At 70.6% G+C, this 22,012-nt stretch carries 23 protein-coding genes and 1 tRNA gene; 7 read left to right on the top strand and 17 right to left on the bottom strand.

Features of this window, described 5'->3' with window-relative positions:
- Positions 1-49 precede the first annotated feature (49 nt).
- A tRNA-Leu gene (locus MNO14_RS10850) sits at positions 50-135 on the bottom strand.
- A gap of 193 nt (positions 136-328) precedes the next feature.
- Here MNO14_RS10850 and MNO14_RS10845 point away from each other — a divergent pair.
- Positions 329-760, top strand: a complete 432-nt coding sequence (locus MNO14_RS10845; protein ID WP_241943760.1) for a hypothetical protein — start codon at positions 329-331, stop codon at positions 758-760.
- Between the two features lie 39 nt (positions 761-799).
- Here MNO14_RS10845 and MNO14_RS10840 read toward each other — a convergent pair whose 3' ends face one another.
- The 11 genes from MNO14_RS10840 to ccmA all read right to left on the bottom strand — a co-directional run bounded on the left by MNO14_RS10840 (position 800) and on the right by ccmA (position 9,543).
- Positions 800-1,387: a cysteine dioxygenase family protein gene (locus MNO14_RS10840; protein WP_241943759.1), complete on the bottom strand. Its 588-nt coding sequence runs from the start codon at positions 1,385-1,387 to the stop codon at positions 800-802.
- Between the two features lie 71 nt (positions 1,388-1,458).
- Entirely contained in the window at positions 1,459-2,580 is a 1,122-nt protein-coding gene (locus MNO14_RS10835; RefSeq protein WP_241943758.1) for a homoserine O-acetyltransferase, read from the bottom strand.
- 102 nt (positions 2,581-2,682) lie between these two features.
- The gene (locus tag MNO14_RS10830; RefSeq protein ID WP_241943757.1) at positions 2,683-3,705 is read right to left on the bottom strand and encodes a tetratricopeptide repeat protein; all 1,023 of its coding nucleotides are present in this window, start codon (positions 3,703-3,705) and stop codon (positions 2,683-2,685) included.
- Positions 3,705-4,148, bottom strand: coding sequence for a cytochrome c-type biogenesis protein (locus MNO14_RS10825; RefSeq protein WP_241943756.1), 444 nt, complete (start codon positions 4,146-4,148; stop codon positions 3,705-3,707). Before MNO14_RS10825 ends, MNO14_RS10830 begins: the two co-directional genes overlap by 1 nt.
- Positions 4,145-4,708 (bottom strand): DsbE family thiol:disulfide interchange protein, encoded by a 564-nt coding sequence (locus tag MNO14_RS10820; RefSeq protein WP_343226389.1) that lies wholly within the window; start codon positions 4,706-4,708, stop codon positions 4,145-4,147. The genes MNO14_RS10825 and MNO14_RS10820 overlap by 4 nt, the downstream gene beginning before the upstream one ends.
- Entirely contained in the window at positions 4,705-6,639 is a 1,935-nt protein-coding gene (locus tag MNO14_RS10815; protein ID WP_241943755.1) for a heme lyase CcmF/NrfE family subunit, read from the bottom strand. Before MNO14_RS10815 ends, MNO14_RS10820 begins: the two co-directional genes overlap by 4 nt.
- 36 nt (positions 6,640-6,675) lie before the next feature.
- On the bottom strand, positions 6,676-7,152 hold the full coding sequence (gene ccmE / locus MNO14_RS10810; protein ID WP_241943754.1) for a cytochrome c maturation protein CcmE: 477 nt from the start codon (positions 7,150-7,152) through the stop codon (positions 6,676-6,678).
- Complete coding sequence (gene ccmD / locus MNO14_RS10805) at positions 7,149-7,322, bottom strand: heme exporter protein CcmD (RefSeq protein WP_241943753.1); 174 nt, start codon at positions 7,320-7,322, stop codon at positions 7,149-7,151. Before ccmD ends, ccmE begins: the two co-directional genes overlap by 4 nt.
- Positions 7,319-8,077: a heme ABC transporter permease gene (locus MNO14_RS10800; protein WP_241943752.1), complete on the bottom strand. Its 759-nt coding sequence runs from the start codon at positions 8,075-8,077 to the stop codon at positions 7,319-7,321. The genes ccmD and MNO14_RS10800 overlap by 4 nt, the downstream gene beginning before the upstream one ends.
- 105 nt (positions 8,078-8,182) lie before the next feature.
- Positions 8,183-8,872 (bottom strand): heme exporter protein CcmB, encoded by a 690-nt coding sequence (gene ccmB, locus MNO14_RS10795; RefSeq protein ID WP_183425759.1) that lies wholly within the window; start codon positions 8,870-8,872, stop codon positions 8,183-8,185.
- Positions 8,869-9,543, bottom strand: coding sequence for a heme ABC exporter ATP-binding protein CcmA (gene ccmA / locus MNO14_RS10790; RefSeq protein ID WP_241943751.1), 675 nt, complete (start codon positions 9,541-9,543; stop codon positions 8,869-8,871). Before ccmA ends, ccmB begins: the two co-directional genes overlap by 4 nt.
- A gap of 159 nt (positions 9,544-9,702) precedes the next feature.
- On the opposite strand from ccmA, the gene MNO14_RS10785 reads away from it, so the two are divergent.
- From MNO14_RS10785 to MNO14_RS10775, 3 genes are all read left to right on the top strand, one after another.
- Positions 9,703-10,848, top strand: a complete 1,146-nt coding sequence (locus MNO14_RS10785; RefSeq protein ID WP_241943750.1) for a pyridoxal phosphate-dependent aminotransferase — start codon at positions 9,703-9,705, stop codon at positions 10,846-10,848.
- A gap of 150 nt (positions 10,849-10,998) precedes the next feature.
- Positions 10,999-11,592: an SCO family protein gene (locus MNO14_RS10780; RefSeq protein ID WP_241943749.1), complete on the top strand. Its 594-nt coding sequence runs from the start codon at positions 10,999-11,001 to the stop codon at positions 11,590-11,592.
- An 82-nt stretch (positions 11,593-11,674) separates the two neighbouring features.
- Complete coding sequence (locus tag MNO14_RS10775) at positions 11,675-12,322, top strand: response regulator (protein WP_241943748.1); 648 nt, start codon at positions 11,675-11,677, stop codon at positions 12,320-12,322.
- A 233-nt stretch (positions 12,323-12,555) separates the two neighbouring features.
- Here MNO14_RS10775 and MNO14_RS10770 read toward each other — a convergent pair whose 3' ends face one another.
- Positions 12,556-15,861, bottom strand: coding sequence for an Rne/Rng family ribonuclease (locus MNO14_RS10770; RefSeq protein ID WP_241943747.1), 3,306 nt, complete (start codon positions 15,859-15,861; stop codon positions 12,556-12,558).
- Between the two features lie 401 nt (positions 15,862-16,262).
- Between MNO14_RS10770 and MNO14_RS10765 the strand changes: the two genes are divergently transcribed.
- Positions 16,263-17,225, top strand: coding sequence for an RluA family pseudouridine synthase (locus MNO14_RS10765; RefSeq protein ID WP_241943746.1), 963 nt, complete (start codon positions 16,263-16,265; stop codon positions 17,223-17,225).
- Positions 17,226-17,347: 122 nt separating this feature from the next.
- On the opposite strand, the gene MNO14_RS10760 is transcribed toward MNO14_RS10765, so the two are convergent.
- Together MNO14_RS10760 and MNO14_RS10755 are read right to left on the bottom strand one after the other, a co-directional pair.
- Complete coding sequence (locus MNO14_RS10760) at positions 17,348-18,184, bottom strand: DUF6624 domain-containing protein (RefSeq protein WP_241943745.1); 837 nt, start codon at positions 18,182-18,184, stop codon at positions 17,348-17,350.
- A gap of 71 nt (positions 18,185-18,255) precedes the next feature.
- A complete protein-coding gene (locus MNO14_RS10755; RefSeq protein WP_241943744.1) occupies positions 18,256-18,597 on the bottom strand; it encodes a 4a-hydroxytetrahydrobiopterin dehydratase in 342 nt (113 codons plus the stop codon).
- Between the two features lie 99 nt (positions 18,598-18,696).
- Between MNO14_RS10755 and MNO14_RS10750 the strand changes: the two genes are divergently transcribed.
- Together MNO14_RS10750 and MNO14_RS10745 are read left to right on the top strand one after the other, a co-directional pair.
- The gene (locus MNO14_RS10750) at positions 18,697-19,290 is read left to right on the top strand and encodes an NfuA family Fe-S biogenesis protein (protein WP_241943743.1); all 594 of its coding nucleotides are present in this window, start codon (positions 18,697-18,699) and stop codon (positions 19,288-19,290) included.
- A 31-nt stretch (positions 19,291-19,321) separates the two neighbouring features.
- Positions 19,322-20,962, top strand: coding sequence for a hypothetical protein (locus MNO14_RS10745; RefSeq protein ID WP_241943742.1), 1,641 nt, complete (start codon positions 19,322-19,324; stop codon positions 20,960-20,962).
- Positions 20,963-21,222: 260 nt separating this feature from the next.
- Here MNO14_RS10745 and MNO14_RS10740 read toward each other — a convergent pair whose 3' ends face one another.
- Both MNO14_RS10740 and MNO14_RS10735 read right to left on the bottom strand, forming a co-directional pair.
- The gene (locus tag MNO14_RS10740; protein WP_241946320.1) at positions 21,223-21,621 is read right to left on the bottom strand and encodes a cytochrome c; all 399 of its coding nucleotides are present in this window, start codon (positions 21,619-21,621) and stop codon (positions 21,223-21,225) included.
- Positions 21,622-21,659: 38 nt separating this feature from the next.
- Complete coding sequence (locus MNO14_RS10735) at positions 21,660-21,980, bottom strand: cytochrome c (protein ID WP_241943741.1); 321 nt, start codon at positions 21,978-21,980, stop codon at positions 21,660-21,662.
- Between the last annotated feature and the right edge of the window lie 32 nt (positions 21,981-22,012).

Raw genomic sequence — 22,012 nt, 5'->3', positions numbered from 1 at the left:
GCTGAAATGACGCCAGGATCGCGTCCAGGCCCGTCGGGATGCGGCCTGCTGGTACCGGAGGCGGGACTCGAACCCGCACGCTTTTAAAGGCGGTGGATTTTGAGTCCACTGCGTCTACCATTCCGCCACTCCGGCGCGGAGGGCGAGTATAGCGGATCGTCCGGCGGTGGAGCGGGCGACGCATTCGCGCAATCCGAACATCCCGCCTGGCATGCTCCGCGGACCGGCGCGTGCCGGTGGCAGCAGGAGACGGGGCATGGCGGGCAGTCGACGTGGGCGCGGGCGAGGGATCCGCTTGGGGCACAGGCTCGCGGGCGTTTCGGTCGGCATGCTGCTCCTGGCGCTGGCCGCATGCGCGAGCCCGTCCGGCCGGCACGCGGGTGCCGCCGAGCCCGTCGGCGAGCGGGTGCTCGATCCTGCGGTGTTGCGGGTGCCGGCGCAGCCGTCCGGACAGCTGCGTCTGGCGCAGGGCGTCTTCCGCGTGCACCTGAGCAATATCCGCTGCGTGCGGGCGCCCTGTCCCAACGGCTATATGGTGTCCGACGTCGAGGGCCAGCCGGCCGCGTTGCGACCCGATGTGCCCCAGCCGGTCTCGCGACTGCCGCAGCAGGTGCGCTTCGATGCCGCTTCCGGCGGGCCGATCGAAGACGGGCTGGTCGATCGGGCGCATCAGGGAGACGGCATCGTGGTGCAGGGCCGGGCCTGGCTCGACGGCGGCGGCCAGATCCTGCGCGTGGAAGTGGAGCGCCTGCTCGACTAGCGGTGCGTGCGGACGCTGCGCCGCGATCTGCGCGTGCGGCTAGTCACCCGGGTCGAATGCATCGGTCTGCATGACCGTCTCGCGACGCAGGTACCAGTCCCCGCCCTGGGGGTCGAACAGCGCGCAGCGCAGGATCGGCGCCTGATAGATGTGCAGCGAGACCGCGACCACCGCGGGGTCGGCGTTGCGGATGATGTGGTACTCGTGCGGCGGGATCAGGCTGCCGGCGCTGCCGGTCTGCGCCTGCACGGTGCTCGCCGGCCGGAAGCGATAGCGCGCGCCGTCCTGGGCGAGGTGTTCGTACTGCACGATCTCAAGCGTGCCGTGCCACACGCCTTCCACGCACCACAGTTCGTCGTGATCGTGCAGCGGCGTGCCCTGGCCGGGGGCCCAGGTCATCGCGACGATGCTGTAGCCGTGCTGCGGGCTGCGGTAGAGCTCGCGGCGCGCGTAGTGGCCGTCAACTGGCGCATGCACGCAGGGCGGCAGGCGCACCGCAGGATCGCGGATCAGCGCCTGCATCGCCTCGCGCAGTGCAGCGGTGATGGTGTGGGCGTCGTCGTGGACGAGCGCGGCATCGACCGCGGCGATCAGCCGGTCGCGACCGGGATATCGGATGTCGGGCAAGGGGGGCGTGGCTTCAAGCATGCGGCCCAGTCTAGCCGCTGCGAGCGGTGCGCCGTGTCGCGACGCTGCGCTCAGCGCGCGAGCGCATCGAGGAAGCCGCGCAGCGCCGGCCCGAAGCGGGCGATGTCGACCAGGAACGCGTCGTGGCCCTGCGGCGACTCGAGCGGCAGGAACTGCGCATCGACACCGCCGGCGCGCAGGCCGTCGGCGATCTGACGCTGTTGCTGCAACGGAAACAAGATGTCGGTGTGCACGCCGATGCTCAGCGCGCGCTCGACCTGCAGCGCCGCCAGGCCCGCATCGGTATCGCCGCCGCAGTGATCGCCGATGTCGAACCAGTCCATCGACCGGCTCAGGTAGAGATAACAGTTAGGATCGAAGCGGCGCACGAAGCGCCGCGCATGGCCTTCGAGATAGCTTTCGACCTCGAACTCCAGCCCGAACGGATCCTCGTCGTCGCGGCGGTCCGACTCCAGGCGCACGCGCCCGAAGCGGCCGTCCCATTCGAGCGCCGAGCGATAGGTGATGACGCCGAGCTTGCGCGCCATGCGCATGCCGCTCTCGGGGTAGGCCGCATCACTGTAGTCGCCGCCGTTCCACATCGGATCGAGCCGGATCGCCTCGCGCTGCAGCGAGCGGATCGCGATCGAGAACGGCAGCGCGCGCGCCGCGCCGCAGATGTTGACGTGCGTGCGCGCCAGACCCGGATGGCGCGCCAGCAGCGACAGCGCAGTCATGCCGCCCATCGAGTTCCCGATCACGCAGGCCAGTTGCGCGATGCCCAACGCACGCACCACATGCGCGGCGGCGTCGGCGACGTCCTCGATCGACAGGTCGGGGAACGCCAGGCGGTAGGGCGCGCCTGTGGCCGGATCGGCCGAGGCCGGTCCGGTGGAGCCTTTGCAGCTGCCCAGCGAATTGACGCAGACCACGAACCAGCGATCGGTGTCGATCGGACGGCCCGGACCGACCATCGCCTCCCACCAGCCTGGCGACGGGTCGTCGCCGTGCGCGGCGGCATGGGCGTCGGGCGACAGGCCGGTGACGATCAGAATCGCGTTGCCGGCAGCTGGATCGAGCCGACCCCAGGTCTCATAGGCGACGCGTGCGCCGTGCAGCGCGCCGCCGCGCTTCATCGGGAACGGCGAGGGCAACGCGACGAAGCGGCTGCCCGGCGGGATGAATTCGGTCATCGGATCTGGTGCCCGGAGGCGCGATGGCGTGCCGGCGGCGCGTGGCGTTGCATGATCGCGGTTCGACCGGCGAAAAGCCATCGCCGGGCGTCCCCCTCGTCGCTAGGGACGAGGCGCCTCGATCACCAGCTCGATCGTGTCCGCGGTGGGCAGGGTCACGCGCACCGGCGCCGACTCCAGGTCGTCGGCGCTGCGCTCGGCGATGCCGCGGGCCGCGATCCGGGCGACGACTTCGACCTCGTCGAGCGCCGACAGCGGCTGGGTCGGCATCGGGCTGTCGTCGTCATCAAGCACGATGTCGAGCGGCAATGCGGACAGGCGGTGGCGCTGCGCGGCCACCGGCATCGGTGGGCCGCCGGGCTGGCGGGCCATCACGAAGACGCTGGTCTCGGGCGGCAGGCGCGCGGCCAGGGCCGCGGCGTCGCCGTCGATGCGCACGCGCACATGCAGCGCGCGCGCCGGAGCCGCAGTCGTCGCCTCGGTGGCCGGGGCCGCCGACGCGGGCATGCCCGCGGCCTGGCGCGCGGCGGCGATCTGTTCGCGCAGGGTCGCGGCGGTTCCGCCGTCGAGTTGGGTCAGCAGCGGCTCCCAGGTCGCGACGGCCGCCGCATCGTCGCCGGCCTGGCGCTGGGCGATGCCCAGGAACCAGCGCGCGTGCTGCTGCTCGGGGTTGCGCGCGAGCACCGTGCGCAGGATCTCGACGGCGGTATCGTCGAAGCGGCGCTGCGGATGCGCCTCGGCGCGGGCCCGTGCGTATTCGACCTGCAGCGCGTCGTCGTCGGGCACTAGCTTGGCCGCACGCTCGATCGCGTCGCGCGCCTTGCCCGGCTCCTGCATCGCCGCATAGCTGCGCCCCAGCAGCAGCCAGCCCTCGGGCTGGCGCGGGTCGCGCTGCAGGTCGGCCTGCAGGCGGGTGATCGCCTCTTCCAGCGAATCGGGCGCGCGCAGCGCCTGCGGATCGAGTGCGGCGGGGGTGCCGACGATGGTGTACAGGCCGCCGACCAGCACCGGCACGAGCACGGCCACCGCCAGCGCCACGCGCGGCGCACCGGTGCGCAGGGCATGGACCAGCATGGCCACGGTCGCCAGCGTGATGCAGATCGCGATCGCAACGAAAACGGCCATCACCACTCCTGGGAATCATCAATCGGCGGCAGTGGCTCGCGGCGACGCGCGGCCACGATCCGCCAGATCACCACGCCACCGGCGCCGAGCACGACCAGCGGGCCGAACCACAGCAGCCAGGTCGCCGGCCCGACCCGCGGGCGATAGAGCACGAACTCGCCGTAGCGCGCGACCAGATGCTCGCGGATCTGCGCATCGCTCTGCCCACGGCGCATGAGTGCGAGCACTTCACGGCGCAGATCGTGAGCGATCTGGGCATTGGAGTCGGCCAGCGACTGGTTCTGGCACATCACACAGCGCAGTTCGAGGATCAGGCTGCGGAAGCGCGTTTCCTCGGCGGCGTTCTCGAACGTCAGCGGCGCCGGATCGACGGCGGCCTGCGCGCGGGCCGCGGGCGGCCACGCCAGGCACAGGGCCAGCGCGAGCAGCAGCGCACGGATCATGGTGCCTCCAGCCGTTCGACCTGCGGCAGCAGTTGCGTGCGCAGCACCTCGGGCGTCATCGGGCCCACGTACTTCCAGACGATGGTGCCGTTGCCGTCGACCAGGAAGGTCTCCGGCGCGCCATAGATGCCCCAGTCGATCGCCGCATGGCCTTCGTAGTCCACCAGCACCAGCCAGTACGGGTTGCCGAACTGCTCGAGCCAGCGCAGCGCATCGCTGTGCTCGTCCTTCCAGTTGTAGCCGATGACGCGCACGCGCTTGGTCTTGGCGAACTCGCTGATGACCGCGTGTTCCTCGCGGCAGCCCGGGCACCAGCTGCCCCAGACATTGAGCAGGTAGGGTTCGCCGCGCAGTTCGGCCGCCGTCACCATGCGGCCGGGTTCGTGCAGTACCGGCAGCCGGAAGTCCGGCGCGGGCTTGCCGATCAGTGGCGAGGGCAGGGCATCGCGATGGGGATTGCGGCTCAGCCAGACGCCTGCGGCGAGCAGCACGGCGATCGCGGCGAAGACCGCCAGCGGCAACCAACGGCCGTGCGAGCGGCGGGTCGGGGATGTGCTCATGCGGACGGCTCCCTGCGCGGCGATGGCGGACGGCGGAAACGGCGGTCGCCGGCGACGACGAACGCGCCCAGCGCCATCAGAAACGCACCGGCCCAGATCCAGCGCACGAACGGCTTGACGTGCACGCGCAGCGCCCAGGCATCGCCGCCGAGCGGCTCGCCGAGCGCGACGTAGACGTCGCGGGTCACGCCTGCGCGGATCGCGCTTTCGGTCATCACCTGGCCGCCGCTGACGTAGGCGCGTTTCTCGGGATGCAGCGTGGCGATCAGGCGGTCGTCACGCAGCATGCGCACGGTGCCGCGATCGGAGATGTAGTTCGGCCCTTCGTGGTGTGCGACGCCGTCGAGCACGAAAGCATCGCGGCCCATTTCCAGCGTCTGCCCGGGCGCCAATGCGACTTCGCGCTGGACGTTGAGCGCTTCGACCAGCAATGCGCCGACCAGGAATACTGCGAGACCCAGATGGCCGAGCAGCATGCCGGTCATCTCCGGGGTGAAGCGCTTGGAGCCGGTGCGCAGCCGCCCCCAGGCGAAGCGCAGCGTGCCGGCGGCGACCCACACCGCGCCAGCGATGCCCATCGCGACCTTCCACGGACCCTGCGGGGCGACATAGAAGCCGATCGCACCGAGCACCAGCGCCAGCACCGCCCAGGGCGCGAGCATGCGCAGCGGCCGGCTGGCCGCGTCGTTCTGCCAGCGGGTCAGCGGGCCGAACGGCAGCAGCAGGACCAGTGGCGCCATCAGCACCAGGAACAGCAGCGAGAAGTACGGCGGACCGACCGAGATCTTGCCCAGATCCAGCGCGTCGGCCAGCAGCGGATACAGCGTGCCCAGCAGCACCATCGCGCAGGCTGCCACCAGCAGCAGGTTGTTGGCCAGCAGTAGGGTCTCGCGCGAGGTTGCGGTGAACGGCTTGCCGCCCCGGCCATCGGGCGCGCGCAGCGCATAGAGCAGCAGCGAGCCGCCGACGACGATGCCCAGGAACACCAGGATGAACAAGCCGCGCGCCGGATCGGCGGCGAAGCTGTGCACGCTGGTCAGCACGCCCGAGCGCACCAGGAACGCGCCCAGCAGCGACAGCGAGAACGCGGCGATCGCCAGCAGCAGCGTCCAGCCGTGGAAGCTGCCGCGCTTCTCGGTCACCGCCTGCGAATGGATCAGCGCCGCGCCGGCCAGCCACGGCATGAAGCTGGCGTTCTCGACAGGATCCCAGAACCACCAGCCGCCCCAGCCCAGTTCGGCATACGCCCACCACGAACCGAGCGCGATGCCGATGGTCAGAAACGCCCAGGCCACGTTGGTCCACGGTCGCGTCCAGCGCAGCCAGCGCGCATCGATGCGGCCGTCGAGCAGCGCGGCGATCGCGAACGCGAACGGCACCATGAAGCCCGAGTAGCCGATGTAGAGCATCGGCGGGTGCACGATCATCCCCGGGTCCTGCAGCAGCGGGTTGAGATCGCGGCCGTCGAGCGGCATCGGCAGAATGCGGTCGAAGGGATTGCTGGTGAAGATCAGAAACGCCAGAAAGCCGAAGCAGATCGCGCCCGTGACCCCGAGCACGCGGGCCAGGACCACGTCGGGCACGTCGCGCGAGCGCCAGGCCACGGCGCCGTTCCAGCACGCCAGCAGCAACCCCCACAGCAGCAGCGAGCCTTCGTGGCCGCCCCAGACGGCGGTGATCCGGTAGATCATCGGCAGCAACAGGTTGGAGTTCTCGGCGACGTAACGCACCGAGAAGTCCTGCGTCATGAACGCGACGGTGAGCAGCGCCCAGGCAGCGAACAGCAGGATCACCTGCGCATACGCGGCCGGTCGCGCGGTCGCCATCCACGGCGCGATGCCGCGCCGCGCGCCCAGCAGCGGCAGCAGCGTCTGCAGCAGCGAGGCAACCAGCGCCAGCAGCAGGGCGATTTGACCGAGTTCAGGCAGCATCGGTGCGCTCCGGGCGGGGCCCGCGGACCGTCGCCGTCATTGCGTGCTCTCGGCCGGCGTCACGACCCCGTGCTTGTCGTGGGCCAGGCCCATCTTGTCGGCGACCTCCTTGGGCACGTAGGTCTCGTCGTGCTTGGCCAGCACCTGTTCGGCGACGAACACGCCATCGGCCATGCGTCCTGTCGCGACCACCGCCTGGTTCTCGCGGAACAGGTCGGGGAGGATGCCGGTGTATCGGACCGGCAGCTCGGCATCGCCGTCGGTGACGCGGAAGTGCGCCTCCATCGAGCCGGTTTCGCGCGCGAACGAGCCGTCGGCGACCATGCCGCCGAGGCGGAAGCGCGCCTCGCCCGAGGCGACCGCAGGGCCTGCGGTGCCGGCCAGCACCTCGGCTGGGGTATAGAGATACGAGACGTTGCGTTGCAGCGCGAAGGCGATCAGCGTGGCCGACAGCGCGCCGGCGGCAGCGAGCGCGACGACGAAGCCCAGGCGGCGCTTGCGGATGGGGTTCATCGGGTCAGCTCCGTATCGGGGGCACGAACGACGGCGGCCCGGCGGCGCGCCTCGAGGGTGCGGACCGCACGCAGCGTCTGCGCGATGCGGATGCGCGGGGCGACGAAGTCCCACACCAGCACGGCCGCAAACACCGCGTAGGCGGCGACGACGTATTCCAGATAGCTCATGCGCGTTCTCCCGGTGCGCCGGCCATCCGCCGCACCCAGTCCTTGCCCGCCTCGCGGCGCAGGTTGTCGGCGCGTGCGCGCGCCAGCAGCGACCCGACGAACCAGAACTTGGTCGCCACGATCATCCACAGCAGCGGGCCGATCATGCTCGCGTCCATGCTCGACTCGCCGAACACGCGGATCGTCTGGCCCTGGTGCAGCGAGTCCCACCACACCACCGAGTAGCGGATGATCGGCAGCAGTGCGACGCCGACGATCGCCAGCAGCGATGCCGCGCGTGCGGCCGTGCGGCGGTCCTCGATCGACTGGTACAGGCCGATCACGCCGAGGTAGAGGAACAGCAGGATCAGCTGCGTGGTCAGGCGCGGGTCCCAGTCCCACCAGGTGCCCCACATCGGCTTGCCCCAGATCGACCCGGTCAGCAGCGTAATCACGGTGAAGGCCGCGCCGATCGGCGCACAGGCCATTGCCAGGATCTCGCACAGCTTGATCCGCCAGATCAGCGCGATCGCGCCGTAGAGCGCCATCAGCGCGAACACCGCCAGGCTCATCCAGGCGCTGGGCACATGGATGTAGAGGATCCGGAAGCTGTCGCCCTGCTGGTAGTCGGCCGGGACCTGAAACAGCGCGCCGTACAGGCCGACGGCCATCGTCAGCAGCGCCAGCCCATAGGCCCATGGCGCCCAGCGCCGCGCGAAGCGGTCGAAGGTCGGCGGCGAACCGAGCTGATGGAACCAGAGGACGATGGGATTCATGCGGGCGGGCGTGCTGGCGTGAACGGGCTGGCGGGGGCGTGCGGCGCGGCACCGGGCCGCGGGCGGAACGGGGATGCGTCGGTGGCAGTCATTGGCTGCATGACCTCAGGTCAGCGCGATGCGGATGGCGGCGGCGGCGGCGACCGGCGCCAACACCACGGCGGCGACAAGACCGGCACCGAGCAGCAGCAGGCCGCCGGTCGGATCGTGGCCCTGGGCCGAGATCGCCACGCTGCCAGCCCCGAACACCAGCACCGGGACATACAGTGGCAGTGCGAGCAGCGCCAACAGGATACCGGAACGGCGCATGCCGATGGTCAGCGCGGCGACGACCGCGCCGAGCAGGCTCAGCAGTGGCGTGCCCAGTGCCAGCCCTGCCAGCAGCACCGGCAGCTGCGCGCGCGGCAATCCGAGCAGTTCGGCCAGCAGCGGGGCGGCCAGCAGCAGCGGCAGCGTCGTGGTCGCCCAATGCGACACCGTGCGCACCAGCACCAGCCAGGCCAGCGGAACCGGGGCGAGCATCCATTGCTCGAGCGAGCCGTCGTCGGCGTCGCCGCGAAACAGCGTGTCGAGTGCGAGCAGCCCCGACAACAGCGCCGCGACCCACAGCACGCCTGGCGCGACCCGGGCCAGCATCGCCGCGTCGCTGCCCAGTGCCAGCGCGAACAAGACGATGACGATCAACGCGAACAGCGCCGGCTGAAACGCATCGCCGCGCCGGCGCCACAGCAGGCGTAGGTCGCGCGCGATCAGCGCACGGGCACTGCCGGCGAGGGTCGGCAGCGGCGCGCTCATGCGGCCGGGTCCAGACACAGCTCGCGGGTGCGCACCGGCGGCGCGGCATAGGCGCCGTGGGTGGTGACCAGCGCTGCGCCGCCGTCGTCGAGCTGGGCGCGGACCATGCGGTTGACCAGCTCGATGCCCTGCAGATCGAGATTGGCGTAGGGCTCGTCGAGCAGCCACAGCGGCGCGGGCGACATCCACAGCCTGGCCAGCGACAGCCGCTTCTTCTGCCCGGCCGACATCTGCCGCACCAGCAGGTGCGCGTGGGCGGCCAACCCGACGACACCGAGCGTGCGCTCGGCGGTCTGACTCGTCCGGCAGCCCTGCAGCCGCGCCAGGAATGCGAGGTTCTCGACCGCGTCCAGATCCGCTTTCAGCCCGGGCAAGTGGCCCAGATAGGCCATGGTGCCGGCGCGCATCGCGCGCGCGATCGGACGGCCGGCGACTTCGACCGTGCCGCCGTCGGCCTCGAGCAATCCGGCCAGCACGCGCAGCAACGTGGTCTTGCCGACGCCGTTGCCGCCGCGCACCAGCAGCGCCTCGCCGGCCTGCACCGCGAAGTCCAGTGGCCCGAAGACCGGACGCTCGTCACGCGAGAAGCGCAGACCGCGGGTGGCGAGCAGGGGCGGAACGGCAGCGGGCATCGGGCAGGCGGTGGCGGGCAGAAGGACCGCGTTGGACATGCATTCTAGGGACTGCCGCCGCCCTCGGCATTGCGCTGGGTCAATGCCGCCCGAAAACCGGGGTCAGCGTGCAATTTCGCCATGAATTGCACGCTGACCTCGGTTTTCGGGTGGACGGGCCCGTACACTCGGTGCCCTTTCACGATGGACGCAGGCCAGATGACTCGGACCAAGCTGCCCAAGGTCGGCACCACGATCTTCACCGTGATGTCGCAGTTGGCGGCCGAGCACGGCGCGGTCAATCTCGGCCAGGGCTTTCCGGATTTCGAAGTGCCCCCGCGTCTGGTCGACGCGCTGGCCGCGGCGATGCGCGACGGGCACAACCAGTACGCGCCGATGACCGGTACCCCGGCGCTGCGCCATGCGATCGCCGAGAAGACCGCGCGCGTCTACGGCCATCTTCCCGATCCCGAGACCGAGGTCACCGTGACCAGCGGCGCGACCGAGGCGCTGTTCAATGCGATCCACGCGGTCGTGCGCGCGGGCGACGAGGTGATCGTGCTCGACCCGGCCTACGACAGCTACGAGCCGGCGATCGAACTGGCCGGCGCGGTCGCAGTGCACGTGCCGCTCGATCCGGCCACCTTCGCGCCCGACTGGCAGCGGGTGCGCGAGGCGGTCACGCCGCGCACCCGCCTGCTGATCGTCAACAGCCCGCACAACCCGTCGGGCGCGATGTTCGCGGCCGACGACATGCAGGCGATCGCCGACATCGTCGCCGAGACCGGCATCTACCTGCTGTCGGACGAGGTCTACGAGCACATCGTCTTCGACGGTGCGCGCCACGAGTCGGCGCTGCGCTACTCGGCGCTGCGCGAGCGCGCGTTCGTGGTCTCGAGCTTCGGCAAGACCTATCACTGCACCGGCTGGAAGCTCGGCTACTGCATCGCGCCGCCGGCGCTGAGCGCGGAGTTCCGCAAGGTCCACCAGTACAACGTGTTCTGCACGTTCGCGCCGGCCCAGCATGCGTTCGCGGCCATGTTGCGCGAGGAACCCGAGCACTACGAGCAACTGGGCGCGTTCTACCAGGCCAAGCGCGACGCCTTCGCCGCGCAGCTCGCGACGACCCGGCTGCGACCGTTGCCGGTGCCCGGCGGCTACTTCCAGCTCGTCGATTACGCCGAGGTCAGCGATCTCGACGACGCGGCCTTCTGCCGTTGGTTGACGACCGACAAGGGCGTGGCCGCGATCCCGCTGTCGCCGTTCTACGCCCAGCCCCCGCAGGGCCAGCGGCTGGCGCGGTTGTGCTTTGCCAAGAATCCGGCAACGCTCGACGCGGCCATCGCGCGGCTGCGTACGCTCTAGCCTGCTGCCGAGCGGCGGGTCCAGGGCCGCGGCGCGGGGCTGCGACGATCGGTCGCAACCGGACCTTCAGGCCCGAGCGCCTAGAATCATGGGACCTCGTGGCCCATGCGGTGTCGAGGTCGTCCTTTTCGAAAATCCGCCAAGCGTCCCGTGCGATCGTTACTGCCGTCCGTCCTTTGTCTCGCGCTCGCGCTGTCGGGCTGCGCGTCGCCGCCTGCCGGCCCGTTCCACGGCACTGACCTGTCGGGCGTGTCGTACGGGCGCAGCCTGGACCTGCAGGACACCGACGGCCACCCGCGCGGTCTGGGCGACTTCCGCGGCGATTACGTCCTGCTGTCGTTCGGCTACACCCACTGTCCTGAGGTCTGCCCGACGAGCCTGCTCAAGGCCACGCAGGTGCGCCGGGCGCTGGGCGAGGACGGCGACCGGCTGCGGATCGTGTTCGTCACCGTCGATCCCGAGCGCGACACTGGCCCGGTGCTCGAGGAGTACGTGCGTGCATTCGGCGACGGCATCGTCGCCTTGCGCGGCGATGCGATGCAGACCCGCCTGGCAGCGCAGACCTTCCGCGTGACCTACCGGCAGGTACCCACGCGTTCGTCGTATGCGATGGACCACACCATGGTGAATTACGTGATCGGGCCCGACGGCCGGCTGCAGCTGGCGTTCCAGTACGATCAGCCGGTCACGCAGATGGTCGACGACCTGCGGGTCCTGATGACGCGCGAGCGCGGAACCGACTGACCTTGCAGTCGGATTTCTCCGACTTGCGGCCACCGCGACGCAACGCTTAGCCTCGTTCTGGGGAATCAACGGGACAACAAGGATGAAGATTCGTGTGTTCATGGTCGACGACCATGCATTGGTACGCACCGGCATGCGCATGATCCTCGACGGCCAAGACGACATCGAGGTCGTCGGCGAGGCCCAGAGCGGTGAGGAGGCGCTGCCGCAGATCCGCAAGCTGCAGCCCGACATCGTGCTGTGCGATCTGCATTTGCCCGGGGTCAGTGGCCTGGAGGTCACCGAGCGCATTGTGCGCGGTGGCTCACCGACACGGGTGATCGTGGTGTCGATCCTCGAGGACGGCCCGATGCCGCGGCGGCTGATCGAAGCCGGTGCCTCGGGCTATGTGGGCAAGGGCGGCGATGCCGCCGAGCTGGTGCGTGCGGTGCGCGATGTCGCGCGCGGCAAGCGCTACCTCGCCAGCACTATTGCGCAGAACCTGGCGCTGGCCGGTGTCGACGGGGATGGCACGCCGTTCGATGCGCTGTCCAGTCGCGAACTCGAGGTCGCGATGCTGCTGTTGCACGGTTTGCGGCAGGAAGACATCGCCAAACGCCTGAGCCTGAGCGCGAAAACCGTCAATACCCACAAATCGCGGTTGTTCGAGAAGCTGCATATCCAGGATGCGATCGCATTGGCGCGTTTGGCGAGCCAGTACGGCATCGCGCCGCCCGACATGGCGGTGTAGGCGCGCCGCGCCCACGGTCTCCACGCGCACGCGCGCGGCGGCCTGCCTCGACGCGGGGATTGCGCTGGGTTCGGTCGCCTGGTGCAGGGAGTAGGGCGGTGGTGCTGCCCTTGGCCGCAGTGGGCAGGCGGCATCTGCTGCCGAACGCCCTGATCGGCGGTCGAGCACGCGGGCATAACTCAGGTCAGAGGGGCCAAAAAAAGCCCCGGACGTGCCGGGGCTTTTCGTATGGCTCAGGCCTCGCGATTCGGACGCGGGTCCGGATGCGCGTCTAGCTCGGCTTCGCCGTCAACCTCAGAGTCGGTACCAGTCGGCACAGGCGCGTTCGTCGCAACTGCGGCCTCTGGCGCGTCGATGCGCGGGGCCTCGGCATCGGGCTGCGCCTTGCGCTCGACCGTATCCGTCGATTCGAGCTGTGGCGGCGTCGCGTCGGCGATACCGGCCGGCGTCGTGTCCGTTGCGAGAGCGACTGCGCCCGTGGCCTGCGACGCTGCGTCGGTCGCCTCGGTCCGATCGATCTCGACGGTCTCGACCTGCGCAACTGTGTCGATCGCATCGGTCGCGGGGCCGGCAGGTCTCGGCGTATCGAACAGGCCCGGGGTGGTGTCGCGGCTGCTGGCGTCCGTCGCCGGTTGTTCGACCGGCGATGCGGGGTCCGCGGCATCGGCGTCGGCCTGGGCGGTCTCGACCGCGGACGGGGCCGATAGCGTCGCGGCCGGGTCGACCGGGTCGGCGCTCTGTGCCTGTGCCGGAGCGGACGGGTCGGTCACGTCCGTGTCGACGGTCGTCCTCGGGGCTATGGGCAGGGCCGGCGCGGGCGTCGGGGCGACGGCGGGTACCGGAGACGCCGCCGGTCCGGATGCGCGGTCGACAGATGCCGGCGTCGCGACGTCGACGCCGGTCGCGATCACGGCTGCGGCCGCGGCGGCGGCCGGGACTGGCGCCGGTACTGCGGGGGGCGCGGATGCCGGCGCGGTCATCGGGGCCTGGGCCGGGGCGGCTGGCAGGTCATCGAAGTCGAACTCAGGCTGGGCGCGGTCGGACGGGACGATCCCGTGGTCGTCCGCGGCCTCGTCATCGTCCTGCTGCGACTCGTCGCCGGCGACGCTGCCGTCGCCGGCCTTGCCACGGCGACGGCGACGGCCGCCGCGACGACCGCGACGGCGACGGCCATTGCCGGCCTCGTCATCGTCGCTGGCGACCGGTGCTTCGTCGGTCTGATCATCGTCGGTCGGATCGGCATTGGCGGCGACCGGGGCGACCAGCGGCGATGCGGCGTCCGTTGCCGAGGCGGGGATGTGCCGATCGGTCTCGACCACAGCCGATGCCTCGAGCTTCGGCGCCTCCACCGGTGCCGGAGTGGCCGACGGCGCAGGCGTGCTTTCCGTGCGCGCGGGGGCCGCGGCCTGGGTCGAAGGCGTCGACACCGCAGCAGCGGTGGCCGCAACGGCCGGGGCTGTCATCGTCTCGGTGGCGTCGTCCTCGCCTCTGGGCGGGCGGGGGGCACGCGGCTGCTTCTGCTTCTGGCGACGCTCCTGGGGGCGCTTGTCCTGGGCGGACGGCTGCTCGCGGCGCGCTTCGCGCTGCGGAGCGGCGGCCTGCTCCTCGCGCGCGGGTGCCGGAGCGCCGGTCTGCGCGCCCTGACCGCCCTGACCGCCCGAGCGCGACCCGCGGCGGTCGCGGCGTTGACCGTTGCGGCCGTTGCCGCGTCCTTCGCCGCGCGGCTGGCCGTCGCGGGCCTGGCCATCGGAACGCGGTGCGCGGGCATCCTGGCGCGCGGGCTGCGGCGCAGCCGGGGCGGGGGCGGCGAACAGCGTCTTGAGCCAGCCGACGAAACCGCCGGACGAGGCGGGCGCTGGCGCCGGTGCCGGTGCCCGTGCAGCGACGGGCACGGGCGCCGGGGCGGGGGCCGGCTCGGGCTTGGGCTCGCGGACCGGCGCGGGCTGGGCCGGGCGGACGTTGGTCACGGCCGGCGGCGGCACGTTGAGGTTGCCCTTGCTCAGCGCGATGGTCGCCACCCGGCGCGGCGTGCCGCGCTGGTAGCTCGGGCGGCTGGTCTCTTCGCCGAGCTCGTTTTCACGAATGCGCGAGACCTCGTAGTGCGGCGTGTGCAACTGCTCGTCGGCGACGATGATGATCGGGGCGCCGTGGCGCTTCTCGATCTCGGCCAGCGCGCTGCGCTTTTCGTTGAGCAGGTAGTTGGCGATCTCCACCGGCGCCTGCACCAGCACTTGCCCGGTGTTGTCCTTCATCGCGTGTTCTTCGGCGACGCGGATGATCGACAGCGACAGCGATTCGATGCTGCGCATGCGGCCGTGGCCTTCGCAGCGTGGGCACACGATCTGGCTGGACTCGCCCAGGCTCGCGCGCAGGCGCTGGCGGCTCATCTCCAGCAGGCCGAACTTGGAGATGCGGTTCTGCTGCACGCGCGCGCGGTCGTACTTGAGCGCGTTCTGCAGCCGGTTCTCGACGTCGCGCTGGTGCTTGTTGGACGACATGTCGATGAAGTCGATCACCACCAGGCCGCCCAGGTCGCGCAGGCGCAGCTGGCGGGCCACTTCGTCGGCCGCCTCCAGGTTGGTGTTGAACGCGGTCTCCTCGATGTCGCCGCCCTTGGTGGCGCGTGCCGAGTTGACGTCGATCGCGGTCAGCGCCTCGGTCTGGTCGATGACCAGCGCGCCGCCCGAGGGCAGGCGCACGGTGCGCTCGTAGGCGCTCTCGATCTGCGACTCGATCTGGTAGCGGTTGAATAGCGGAACATCGTCGGTGTAATGCTTGAGCTTGCGCAGGTTGTGCGGCATGACCTGCTCGACGAAGTCGCGTGCCTCGGCGTACATCTCCGGCGTATCGACCAGGATTTCGGCGATGTCGGCGCGCATGTAGTCGCGCAGCGCCCGGGTGATCAGGCGCGACTCCTGGTAGATCAGGAACGGTGAGGGCTTGCTGAGCGCGGCTTCGGCGATCGCCCGCCAGATGCTCAGCAGGTAGTCCAGATCCCACTGCAGTTCTTCGGCGTCGCGGCCGACGCCGGCGGTGCGGATGATCACGCCCATCTCGTCGGGAATGCTCAGCGCGTCCATCGCCTTCTTCAGCTCGGCGCGGTCCTCGCCCTCGATCCGACGCGAGACGCCACCGGCGGTCGGCGAATTGGGCATCAGCACCATGTAGCGGCCGGCCAGCGAGATGAACGTGGTCAGCGCGGCGCCCTTGTTGCCGCGTTCTTCCTTGTCGACCTGGACGACGACCTCTTGGCCCTCGCGCAGCAGTTCCTTGATCGAGCCCTTATTGGGGTCGACGCCGGCCTGGAAATAGTCGCGCGAGACCTCCTTGAGCGGCAGAAAGCCGTGGCGGGCGGCGCCGTACTCGACGAATGCGGCCTCGAGCGAGGGCTCGATCCGGGTGATCCGGCCCTTGTAGATATTGGATTTCTTCTGTTCCCGGGCCGGCTGTTCGATATCGATGTCGTACAGCGACTGGCCGTCGACGATCGCGACGCGCAGTTCTTCTGCCTGCGTCGCATTGATGAGCATGCGCTTCATGAATTGCGTTCCTCAACGCGCTCTCGCGCGCGGAACGTCGGGGCGTTTCGCCTGGATGAAGCCTGAAGCCGCCGCGCACGCGCAGCGACGAACCGGATTTTCCAGCGCTACGACACCACGGCGGGCCGCGGGAGCGCTCGTTGTTGTCTGGGTGTTGCGGGCCGCTGGCCGCTCGCGACCGGTCTTGGACCAGTGCGGGCGCCGCGCGGGACGTGTTCAGCGCCGATGCCAGGCATCGGGCGATAAGCAGCGTTGCCGTCCAGCCGCTAACATGGCCGCCCCTGGGGCGGTGGCCGCGCACTGTCCGGAGACCTTCGGAAGGTGGGCTTTTGGCCCGTGTTCTTCCAGGGAAATCAGCACCTTATATCGCGGGCCGAGTGTAGCAGATAAATTAGGCGACGATGACTGACAACGATTCCGGCCCGGCCGGCGGCGGCGTGCGGCTGGTTCGGGTGAGCGACGAGCGCGCCGGCCAGCGCCTCGACAACTTCCTGCTGGGCCAGCTCAAGGGCGCGCCGCGGTCGATCGTCTACAAGATCGTGCGCAGTGGCCAGGTACGGGTGAACGGCGGCCGCGCCAAGGCCGAGCGCAAGCTCGAGGCCGGCGACGAGGTCCGCATTCCCCCGGTCAGGCTGGCGCCGGCCGGGGAGGCGGGCACGCCCTCGCGCGGGCTGCTGGCGGCGATGGAGGCGAGCATCGTGTTCGAGGATGCTCGGCTGCTGGCGATCAGCAAGCCGTCGGGGATCGCCAGCCATGGCGGCAGCGGGATCAGTTTCGGGGTCATCGAGACGTTGCGCGCGCTGCGCCCGAACCAGTCGCTGGAGCTCGTGCACCGGCTCGACCGCGACACATCGGGGCTGATGGTGCTGGCCAAGAAGCGCTCGGCACTGACTCAGCTGCAGGCGTTGATGCGTGAGGACCACGGCGCGGGTATCCGCAAGCGCTACCTCGCGCTGCTCGCCGGTCGCCTGCCCGGCGGCACGATGAGCGTCGATGCGGCGCTGCATGTGGGATTGCGCCAGGGCGGCGAGCGCCACGTCCAGGTCAACGCCGCGGGCAAGCCCTCGCTGAGCCATTTCCAAGTGCTGGAGCGCCGCGGCGGGCAGTCGTACTGCGAAGTGCGGATCGAGACCGGGCGCACCCATCAGATCCGCGTGCACGCCCAGCACATCGGCCATCCGGTGGCCGGCGACGACAAGTACGGCGATCTTGCGGTCAACCGGCGGCTGCGCGAGCAGATCGGGTTGCGGCGCCTGTTCCTGCATGCCGCATCGCTGGAGTTCACGCTCGACGACGGCGAAGCCTATGTCCTCAATGCACCGCTGGCCGAGGACCTGCGAGAGGCGCTGGATCGGCTGGGCTGAGCCGGGAGACGGTCGGTCTGGCGGTCACGGCGCCTGGAGGCGCGCTCAAGGCGGGCCGCCGACTGGAACAGGGCCCGATGCTTGGACGCCACGTCCACAGCCGCCACGCACAGACCGTGCCATCATTCGACCGGTATGCCGTAACCTTCGCGCAGCACCTGGCGGTAGTCGGCCATCGACGGCAGTCCGACAGCAGCGCGGCGGGCCTCCAGGCCGTCGGGGTCCTCCACCGGGCGCATCCGCATGACGCCATCCTCGCCGGTCTGGAACTGAGTGCCGTAGCGCTGCGGCTGGCCATCCGCGAGCAGGACGCGGTCGGTCAGCAGCGCGAAGTCGCTGCGGTCGGCACGCCCCCGTTCGACCGCGACCTGCATCCGCGCGAGCGCGTCGCGCTGGAATGCGGGGTCGTGGTCGGCATGCTGGACGAGCAGCCACGCGGCCTTCGCGCCGTCGTGGCCGACCAGATCGCTGTCCGGCCAACCTCGAGACTCGATGAGCGGTTTCAGCCAGGCGACGTTGTCGCGGTCGACTGCTGCGATCGCCTCCCAGTCGGATTGGTCGAGCCGCGCCGTGCCGCCATCGGTCATCGTGCTGCGGACCGCCTGGTCGCGAGCCGCGCGCGCCAGGAGTTCTGCACGCAGCGCGGAATCCAGGGTGGCGGCGCGCGCTGCCTCCAACGACTGGGCCTCGGCGCGCAACGCGGCCCATTCCGGCTGCGCCCGCAGCGCGTCCAGCCCCGGGCGCGATTTACCTAGTAGTTCGTCGAGTGCGATCCGACCGTTGGGGAGCTGCCTGCGCAGATAGGCGAAGGCGTCATCGTAGCGTCCGGTTGCCGACAGGCATTCGGCCGTCAACAGTTCGCCGCTCGTTGGCACCGCGCCACCCGCGGCTTCCATGTCCAGCAGGATCTCGCCGCAGCGCGCGGGATCGCCGGCTGTATAGGCTGCCAGCGCGTCCATGAAAGTAGGCGGATCCGCCCACGCCGGGACTGCGCAGGCAAGCGCAGCCAGCAGGCCGATCGCGCGACGGCTCACGCGACCAGCCGATCGGCTTTGGCCGCGCAGATGAAGTCGTTCTCGCTCAGCCCGCCGACATCGTGGGTCGAGTAGCGGACCTCGACACGGTCGTAGTGCACGCCCAGATCGGGGTGGTGGTCCTCGCGATGGGCGATGAACGCCAGGGCGTTCACGAACGCCATCGTCCGGTAGTAGTCCTCGAACCGGAACGTGCGGGTCAGCGCGCGGCCGTCCTCGGCGAGGGCCCATTCCGGCAGTTGCGGCAGCAGTTCGCGCACCCGCGCTTCGGGGAGGCGGTGCTCGGCGCCGCGACGGGCGATGCAGTGGGCCTGGGCGAGGGGGATGAGATCCGACATCGGCAGCTCCTTGGGCAGCAGCGGCCGTTACCGGACGGCCATTCATGCGACAGACGGCGACCGGCACGTGCGCCGGCGCAGGCTCGCTAGAATACCCCCATGATCAATATCTCCGAATCCGCACAGACGCATTTCCGCAAGCTGATCGAGCGCGAGGCGCTACCGGGGCTGGGGGTGCGCCTGGCCGCGGTCCATGCCGGCACCACGCGCGCGGACGTGCGGCTGGAATTCGCCGAACCCGGCGATCTGACCGGCGACGAATGGGCGATCGACTGCGAGGGCTTCACGTTGTGGCTCGATGCGCCGAGCGTGCCCTATCTCGATGGCGCGCAGATCGACTACGAGGCCCGCGCGACGGGCGGGCAGTTGCAGATCCGCGCGCCGAAGATCAAGGGCGAGGCGCCGCCGGAAGCCGCCTCGCTGGTGGAGCGTGTGCACTGGGTGGTCGAGAACGAGGTCAATCCACAGCTCGCCCAGCATCGCGGCAACGTGTCGGTGCAGGAGATCACCGCCGAGGGGGTGGTGGTGCTGCGCTTCGGCGGCGGCTGCCACGGCTGCGGCCTGGTCGATGTGACGCTCAAGCAGGGCATCGAGAAAACGCTGATGGAGAAGGTGCCCGGCGTCACCGCCGTGCGCGACGCGACCGATCACGGCAGCGGCAGCGCGCCGTACATGCCGCGCGACGCGGCCTGATCCAGGCCCGGCAGCCGGCGGCCTGCGACGGATGTTCACCTCTGCCGACCTGATCGAGATCCTCCGCCGCCGGCGGTCGGACGGGTCGGCCGAAACGCCGACAGGCTTTCCGCCCGGTTGGGCAGACTGGTTCGCCACCCTGCGGGTGCGCAGCGGGGCGGTGACCGGCGCGGCCGCGGCGGCCATCGCCGCGGTGCTGGCCAGCCGGCCGGCGCCTCCACGTCGTCGCGGCACGCCGCCGGCCACGGCGCTGGCCGCCTGGGCCAGCCTGGCCTATCCGCTGTGGGAGTACGATCCCCGGGACGAACGCGGCCTGCGGATCGTGTCGCTGGTGAGTACGCTGCTGATCCAGCTGACGTGGCTGGGCCTGTTGCTGCTGCTGATGCAGGCGCGGTTCCTGGCGCTGACCGACGCCGCCGCCCAAGGCGAGGAACACGTCGTCGAAGCCGTGTTCATCGGCGACGGCACGCCTCGCGATGCCGGGGGCGGCGCTGGCGAGCAGGCACCGGCGCTACCGACGCCGACGGCTGCCGTTCCGCCCCCGTCAGTCGAGCCTGCCTCCGCACCGACGCCCGCACCCGCGGCGCCACCACAGGCCCAGGATCCCGTGCCAGCGAACACGGTGGCCGATGCGGACGACGCGCCCGCGCAGGACGTGTTGCAGGTCACCGAGACGCCGCTGCCCGACAGTGCGTTCACGTTACCGCCGCCGCGTCCGGCGGTGCCGGTGCCAGAGGTCCAGGTGCGCGAGCGTCAGGTGCCCGATGCCGCACTGCAGGCAGTCGAGGTGCCGGCCATCCGTGGGCCGCAACGCATCGACCTGGCACCGCCCACGCCAGAGGCGCCGACGCTGGAGGTCGAGGTCCGGGAGCGGGCGGTGGCGCAGGCGACCGAAACGGTCCGGCTGCCGACGGCGACGCGGCCGCAAGTCGCGGTCGAGACGCCGGCGCCGGCAGACCGGCCCACGCCCGAAGTCGCCGCGCGCGAGCGCACGGTGCCGCTGCGCGATCCTGCGCCTGCGCCTGCGCCCGCTGCCGAGGTCGCGGCGACCCCGGCCCCTGTCGCGGCACCGGTGCCGGCTCCCCCGACGCAAGCACCAGGCGGCACGGCGACGCCTGCGCCGGGCGCGGGCGAGCGGACGCCGGCTTCGACCGCCGGTCGCGGGCCCGCGACAGCCTCTCCGCCGGGGGCAGCGCCGTCGACCCGCGCCGCCGATGACTGGGGCGATGCCGACACCGCGCGCGACGGCGGCCGTCCCGGCCGGCCGTCGGGCCTGTTCGGTGCCGATGGCCGCCCGCGCCTGGCCGATGGCGGGCGCGTCGGTGGCGGGTTGCCGCCAGGCACGATCACCGAGGATTTCGAGAAGATCGACCGCATGGGCACCTGGCTGCGGCGGCCGGCGCCGGGCTACGAGTCGACGCGCTTCGACCGCTACTGGGTGCCCAGCGAGTCGTTGCTGGAAGAATGGGTGCGGCGCAGCGTGCAGACAGTGCTGATCCCGATCCCGGGCACCAGCAAGACCATCCAGTGCAGTGTCGCGTTGCTGGCCTTCGGCGGCGGATGTGGGATCACCGATCCGAACATGCAGGATGTCGAGACCGACGGCCGTCCGCCGCCGGACGTGCCGTGGAAGCCGGAGTTGCAGGAAGACCGCGACAGCCTGGGCAAGTGAGGCCGCGCGACGCTGCTGCGCTTCTCGGACGGCGGGGCAGGCAGCCCAAGCTCGCTGCACGCAGACAAAGGGCTCCGTTTGGCCCCCGCGACCCTGCGATGCTCGGCGCGTGGGACGTCAAAGGCTGAAAGCCGAAGCCCGCGTCAATAGGCATGCGCGCATGCACGGCGGATCAAACGGCTTGATCCGCCCGTAGGCATCCCGCCAACGCCCGCGCGGCCCGAGTGGGCCGATCCGGGTGTGGGCGACAGCCGCGACGATCAGCGGTCGTGCACGCCGCGAAGATCGCGCAGCTGGCTGGGCTGGTCGGCGAAATAGGCCGCGAGGTCGGCGATCTGCTGGTCGCTCAAGCCAGCGGCCTGCTGCGACATCAGCGCATGCTCGCGCGTACCGTCGCGGTAGGCCTGGAGGGCGTGGGCGATGTAGTCGCGGTACTGCCCGCCGATCTTCGGATAGGTCGGGTCGAGCGGCACGTTGCCGCCGGCGCCATGGCAGTCGATGCAGGTCTGGCCGGTCGCGGCGCTCTTGACGTTCGCCGCGCGCTCGCCCGCCTGCGCCGAGCCCTTGGGCAGGCCGGCCGATGACGACGTGCCGCCTCCGGCATGCGCCTGATCGTCGGCGGCGGGGCCACCGCAGGCGGCCAACGCCAGACAGGCCATGGCGGGGAACACGAGAAGGAAGGTCCGATGCATGCCGCTCACTGGGTCAGCTCCGAAAGAAATGCGGCGATATCGGCAATGTCCTGGTCCGAGAAGCTCTGCGCCTGGGCCTGCATCGTCGGATGCCGGCGGGTGCCGCGCTTGTACTCGTGGAGTGCATTGATGAGGTACTGGGACGATTGGCCGCCGATCCGGGGCACGTGGTAGTGCGGGTAGACGTTGCGGTAGCCCTCGACCCCATGGCAGCCCTGGCAGGTGTAGGTCAGGGTCCGGCCGTTGCCGGCATCGCCCACCAGCGGCGCATTGGGCGCGGTAGCAGGTGCGGTGGCGGTCTGCGCCAGGGCCGCGGGGGAGGCCATCGCGGTAAGGGCGAGGCAGGAAGCGAGCAGCA

The organism is Luteimonas sp. S4-F44 (assembly GCF_022637415.1).
Lineage (GTDB): Bacteria > Pseudomonadota > Gammaproteobacteria > Xanthomonadales > Xanthomonadaceae > Luteimonas.
Note: the sequence above shows the minus strand (reverse complement) of the source record. Positions and strands in the feature narration are given on the sequence as shown.

What these genes read in the sequence shown, in the direction of transcription:
- MNO14_RS10845 (WP_241943760.1), top strand. Translation starts at nt 329, where the DNA reads ATGCTGCTCCTGGCGCTGGCCGCATGCGCGAGCCCGTCCGGCCGGCAC.
- MNO14_RS10835 (WP_241943758.1), bottom strand. Translation starts at nt 2,580, where the DNA reads ATGACCGAATTCATCCCGCCGGGCAGCCGCTTCGTCGCGTTGCCCTCG.
- MNO14_RS10830 (WP_241943757.1), bottom strand. Translation starts at nt 3,705, where the DNA reads ATGGCCGTTTTCGTTGCGATCGCGATCTGCATCACGCTGGCGACCGTG.
- MNO14_RS10825 (WP_241943756.1), bottom strand. Translation starts at nt 4,148, where the DNA reads ATGATCCGTGCGCTGCTGCTCGCGCTGGCCCTGTGCCTGGCGTGGCCG.
- MNO14_RS10820 (WP_343226389.1), bottom strand. Translation starts at nt 4,708, where the DNA reads ATGAGCACATCCCCGACCCGCCGCTCGCACGGCCGTTGGTTGCCGCTG.
- MNO14_RS10815 (WP_241943755.1), bottom strand. Translation starts at nt 6,639, where the DNA reads ATGCTGCCTGAACTCGGTCAAATCGCCCTGCTGCTGGCGCTGGTTGCC.
- ccmE (WP_241943754.1), bottom strand. Translation starts at nt 7,152, where the DNA reads ATGAACCCCATCCGCAAGCGCCGCCTGGGCTTCGTCGTCGCGCTCGCT.
- ccmD (WP_241943753.1), bottom strand. Translation starts at nt 7,322, where the DNA reads ATGAGCTATCTGGAATACGTCGTCGCCGCCTACGCGGTGTTTGCGGCC.
- MNO14_RS10800 (WP_241943752.1), bottom strand. Translation starts at nt 8,077, where the DNA reads ATGAATCCCATCGTCCTCTGGTTCCATCAGCTCGGTTCGCCGCCGACC.
- ccmB (WP_183425759.1), bottom strand. Translation starts at nt 8,872, where the DNA reads ATGAGCGCGCCGCTGCCGACCCTCGCCGGCAGTGCCCGTGCGCTGATC.
- ccmA (WP_241943751.1), bottom strand. Translation starts at nt 9,543, where the DNA reads ATGTCCAACGCGGTCCTTCTGCCCGCCACCGCCTGCCCGATGCCCGCT.
- MNO14_RS10785 (WP_241943750.1), top strand. Translation starts at nt 9,703, where the DNA reads ATGACTCGGACCAAGCTGCCCAAGGTCGGCACCACGATCTTCACCGTG.
- MNO14_RS10775 (WP_241943748.1), top strand. Translation starts at nt 11,675, where the DNA reads ATGAAGATTCGTGTGTTCATGGTCGACGACCATGCATTGGTACGCACC.
- MNO14_RS10770 (WP_241943747.1), bottom strand. Translation starts at nt 15,861, where the DNA reads ATGAAGCGCATGCTCATCAATGCGACGCAGGCAGAAGAACTGCGCGTC.
- MNO14_RS10765 (WP_241943746.1), top strand. Translation starts at nt 16,263, where the DNA reads ATGACTGACAACGATTCCGGCCCGGCCGGCGGCGGCGTGCGGCTGGTT.
- MNO14_RS10760 (WP_241943745.1), bottom strand. Translation starts at nt 18,184, where the DNA reads ATGGACGCGCTGGCAGCCTATACAGCCGGCGATCCCGCGCGCTGCGGC.
- MNO14_RS10755 (WP_241943744.1), bottom strand. Translation starts at nt 18,597, where the DNA reads ATGTCGGATCTCATCCCCCTCGCCCAGGCCCACTGCATCGCCCGTCGC.
- MNO14_RS10750 (WP_241943743.1), top strand. Translation starts at nt 18,697, where the DNA reads ATGATCAATATCTCCGAATCCGCACAGACGCATTTCCGCAAGCTGATC.
- MNO14_RS10745 (WP_241943742.1), top strand. Translation starts at nt 19,322, where the DNA reads ATGTTCACCTCTGCCGACCTGATCGAGATCCTCCGCCGCCGGCGGTCG.
- MNO14_RS10740 (WP_241946320.1), bottom strand. Translation starts at nt 21,621, where the DNA reads ATGGCCTGTCTGGCGTTGGCCGCCTGCGGTGGCCCCGCCGCCGACGAT.
- MNO14_RS10735 (WP_241943741.1), bottom strand. Translation starts at nt 21,980, where the DNA reads ATGGCCTCCCCCGCGGCCCTGGCGCAGACCGCCACCGCACCTGCTACC.